At 55.8% G+C, this 4301-nt stretch carries 3 protein-coding genes and 1 pseudogene; 3 read left to right on the plus strand and 1 reads right to left on the minus strand.

All coding sequences use genetic code 11. The features are described 5' to 3' along the window. From IVA91_RS12720 to IVA91_RS12730, 3 genes are all read left to right on the plus strand, one after another. On the plus strand, positions 1–248 hold a 248-nt coding region (locus tag IVA91_RS12720), incomplete at its 5' end, for a transposase domain-containing protein (RefSeq protein ID WP_247458810.1). Between the two features lie 1085 nt (positions 249–1333). Further along, positions 1334–1840 (plus strand): hypothetical protein, encoded by a 507-nt coding sequence (locus tag IVA91_RS12725; RefSeq protein ID WP_247458811.1) that lies wholly within the window; start codon positions 1334–1336, stop codon positions 1838–1840. Further along, positions 1827–3182 (plus strand): LLM class flavin-dependent oxidoreductase, encoded by a 1356-nt coding sequence (locus tag IVA91_RS12730; protein ID WP_247458812.1) that lies wholly within the window; start codon positions 1827–1829, stop codon positions 3180–3182. Before IVA91_RS12725 ends, IVA91_RS12730 begins: the two co-directional genes overlap by 14 nt. A 355-nt stretch (positions 3183–3537) precedes the next feature. On the opposite strand, the pseudogene IVA91_RS12735 reads toward IVA91_RS12730, so the two are convergent. Next, positions 3538–4051: pseudogene (locus tag IVA91_RS12735) on the minus strand (integrase core domain-containing protein); the annotation flags it as partial. Positions 4052–4301 lie beyond the last annotated feature (250 nt).

Here is a 4301-nt window from a genome sequence, read left to right on the forward strand (position 1 = left end):
CCGGTTCAGACGCCGGCGGTCATCGCGCCGCCGCCGTCTATACCCTGATCGAGACCTGCAAGATGAACGACGTTGATCCACAAGCTTGGCTCGCGGATGGTTGGCCAGCTTCCAGATTACGGTCGACCTCACCGAAGAAACGAACGTCTCCCTCGCGGCATGTTGCGCGCTTCGCACGTCGAATCCGACAAATGCTTCTCTATATCTGCTATGGCTCTTCCTCCTGTGAGGGGATCGGCCCTGGGTAATCCGCGGACACCCAGTGTAGGGGAGCCAGCTCATCGGACAGAAGCGGACATACGGCCTTACGAAGCGCTCGGAGCGGATCGAATAAACGCCTGCAACAGCATCGCTTGCAGCAGGCTCTCCTCGGGATCGACGGCCGCCCTTCGGCGAATAGAGCGCGGCAAGCTCGCGATCCGGCGCGGACGGCGCCTCGTTGCGCGTCGTATGCGGTGACGAAGTCACCGGATGTTCCGGACGAGTTGCTTGACGTTGTGGAAGGCATTAACCCTTCTCATTGACCCAGATCGCCAGGCCGGGGGCAACCTCAAAGATAGTCCGATAACGTTGCGCAGCGTCTCGATGAAGAAGGGATCGTTGGACAGCTTGAGCCTTCAGAGCGGCGGTTGCAAGCCGAATGTTCGGCGGTACGCTGCTCTTTCAGATGCTCCCTCGTCAGCCACGGAGCGAACGCTCAAGAACCATCGGACGGTTGGTTTGCAGTGCGCTCCAGGCAAACATGCCAAGCGCCGCAGCGTTCGAAGCGACGAACGCTCTTAGTCCGGTAACACCAGATCAGCCTTCGGTCTGCCTACCGTCATCCTCATCGCCATCCCAAGGGATTCTACGACGAAATAAGCCAGTTGTTTGCGGGACCGGACGCCAGCTACCGCACAGGTCTCAAAGGTTAGAGCCGTGGCACTGTCTTCGCTCGCTTGAACACCGTCAGGTAGACGTTGATCATGGTGACGAACTCGATGGAAGGCATTGACCATTAAAGCCTATCACTTTTTTGAATCGCTGCCACCAACGATCAACCATCTTGCTATTATTGCCTCGCTCGGGAGTCCTGCGCCATCCATGCAGGTGATGCAAACAATTGCCCCCCGATTTTGTCAACTACCAGCGCTAGTGATTGCTTTAGATATCAGAAACATGTCTCCTTTCCGTTGATGGGCGTCGAAGTCCGTCGAGCGTCATTCCAAAATTCGAGACATGCAACATCAACTAAAATCATTTGGTGCTAATGACCCGGACCGGTACTCTGGCCCGTTATGTGCAGACTCGGCATTGGGTCTGTCTATTGCGTGCCAGGTCGGCCCCCCGAGCTATGAACCAGAGTACATGGAACGATCTCGTCAAGATGTTCAAGTGGCTAATGGGTTTGATCAAAGCGCCTGCCTTCGCTGATTGCGATAGTGGCTTCGGGAGTGTCGGCCCTGCGGACTTCCTGGCAAGCAAGCACCACGTTTCGCGATCTTTGGAAACGAGACGATGTTGTGCCAAGTTGATCCGTACCGAACTCGGAAATGAGCCGATCGTTCTCAAATTCGGCTTGATGAATTACATGGTTCATCTTGTATTCATTTTCGGTGTCCGCGGCGTTCGTCACGAGCAATTCAGCTTGACGATTGGAAAAGCTCCTCGCGCTGTGCAGATGAGCGCATATGCTGGCGATCCTGTGTCGCTTTTTCGAGAGAATCGGCGCGGCGTCCCGGTGAATTTGACTGAATACAGTGCACCGAGGAAGATCGCCGGCCTCCGCGGCGGCCCATCGGCTGAACACCGGCGCGAGGATAATCCCACTAAGACGGAGGTGCGACATGCGCAACGATGACATGAAGCTCGGAGTGATGCTCCTTTCACTAGGATATCACGAAGGTGCATGGCGGCACCCAAGCGTGCCAGCTAATGGTGGAGTTGATCTCGACTATTATGCTAATCTAGCGACACTTGCCGAAGAGGCGGCGTTTCATTTTGTATTTCTGCCCGATCAACCAAGTATAGCAGATAAAGAAAACGAAACTATCGCTCGTGTAGGTCGTAACGACGGGTTTGAGCCAATCACGCTCTTGTCGGCGCTTTCATCGAGAACGCGAGACATTGGCCTCGTTGGGACTGCGACGACGACATACCATCAACCTTATCATCTTGCACGTATGTTCGCTTCACTTGATCACCTATCCCATGGACGTGCCGCCTGGAATATTGTCACCTCTGGATCTAAGTTCGACGCTCCAAACTTCGGTGAAATGGAACTTCCAGATCATGATATGCGCTATGTTCGAGCGCGGGAGTTCGTAGATGTTGTCAAGGGGCTTTGGGACACGTGGGAAGACGATGCTTTCGTTCGCGACAAACAAACGGGCATCTTCGCTGACACCACGAAGCTGCATTTGCTTAACCACCGAGGAACTTACTTGTCGGTCAGAGGCCCGCTGAACATCGCAAGGCCGCCGCAAGGTTATCCCGTATTGGTTCAGGCCGGTGCATCCGAAGCCGGGATCGCGTTCGCTGCAGAAACCGCCGAGGTCGTATTCACCGCCGAACCTTCTTTAGAGAATGGTAAACGATACTACGCAACTCTCAAAGAAAAGGCGCGCGCGCTTGGGCGGGCGGGCGACGAGGTGCTAATTATGCCGGGTATCATTCCGATCGTGGGGAGGACCAAGGATGAAGCATATGAGAAGCTTCAAAAACTGCAATCGTATACGCATAGCGATGTAAAAATTGGGGCGGCCGATCGGTTGCTGGGGTTTGTCACCGACCTGCGTTCAATCAATCTCGACTCTTTGGTCCCCGAAACGTTACCGCAGACCAATATCATCCAGAGTCGTCAGAAGGTGCTTCTCGACTTGGCAGCACGCCACAAGTTTACTTGGCGACAACTGATCAGCTTGGCATCGGACAGTCGCGGCCACCTCATGGTTGTCGGAACGCCCGACGATATTGCTAACACCATGATGGATACGTTTGATCAACGTGCGGCGGACGGATTCAACGTGTTGCCGGCGACCTTCCCCGGTGGACTCGAGGACTTCGTCGAACTTGTCGTTCCCGAGCTGCGTCGACGGGGAAAATTCAGATCCAGATACTCTGGACAAAGCCTAAGAGAGAACCTCGGTCTCAAGCGGCCTCCCAATCGGAACGCCCGGGCACGCATAGGCGGTCGCCCGTAAAAAACTGCACAAGACGTTGAGCGGGAGCCCGCGTTCGGCGGTGCGTATTTTGAGATAGCGACGTTTCAGGTTGGGCGTCCGAAAGCTTGCCATTCTCATTTCGAGATTGAAGACGGCCAGCGCTGCATTTGAGGAAATTGGCAGGGCCGCCTCCAGTCTGGGGGATTGAGGATGTAAAAGCCTGACCTCTCAGACAAGAGGTTTTCGAGGTGATGACCTGCCACCGACCTGCGGCAGTTAGAGTCTCGGGGGTGGGCAGCCAGGTCGAACTTTGGACTACCCAGAACTAGAGCTTTATGACCCTTGCGACGAGACCGAGTTTGGATCACTCAGAGCGAGAGTTTTGCGCCTCTGATCACGTTGGCGGGCTGGTTGCGCCGACGTGGTTTTGGAGCAAAATCGGCGGTCGACTGCCGATCGCCCCGTGGGGCCGTTCTTCATTGTGGTATCTGCGCCAATCCTCCACTTTTTCCTGAGCGTCCGCAAGGGACAGGAACCAATGGGCGTTGAGACATTCGGCCCAGAAGCGACCGTGGGAGGCCTCGATGAACGCATTCAGTCGGCGTGCCGGGCCGCGAAAAGTCCAGCATGACGCCGCGCTGGTAGGCCCACAGGTCAAGATCGTGCGACACGAACTCGCCGCCTTGATCGGCGCGGATCGGGGGGCGACTTCCTTGCAGGCCCTTTCCAGCACCGCCACGACGTCGGCGCCGCGTGGTGAACCGTGGCGCCAGCGCCGGTGAGAACCGGATATCGGCAATCGTAAGCACGGGAAAGCTTGTGCCCTGTCGCCAACCGGTCATAGACGAAGTCCATCGCTCAGGTCCGTTGGATCGCGTCGCCGGCTTGCGATCATTGCGCAGCTTGGCCGTTGACGGTAACCATCCGCACATCGTCGACGAGTTCTGATTGAGAAGCGTAACCGTCCGGTGAGGCTTTCAATTACCGATAACTTTGACCACTCCGCTGATCCGCTGATCGGGGAAAACTTGAATCGAAAGAATCACTTGTGATTCCTTTCTGAGCACCTGATTCGCGAGGGTGCTCTATGGGCCTGACATTTAGGGATCGATCGGCAAAAGGCTGTTTGCGGTCCTTGGAAGGTGAATGTTGGATTGA

The sequence above is a fragment of the Bradyrhizobium sp. 153 genome, assembly GCF_023073835.1.
In the GTDB taxonomy this organism is placed as follows: Bacteria; Pseudomonadota; Alphaproteobacteria; order Rhizobiales; family Xanthobacteraceae; genus Bradyrhizobium.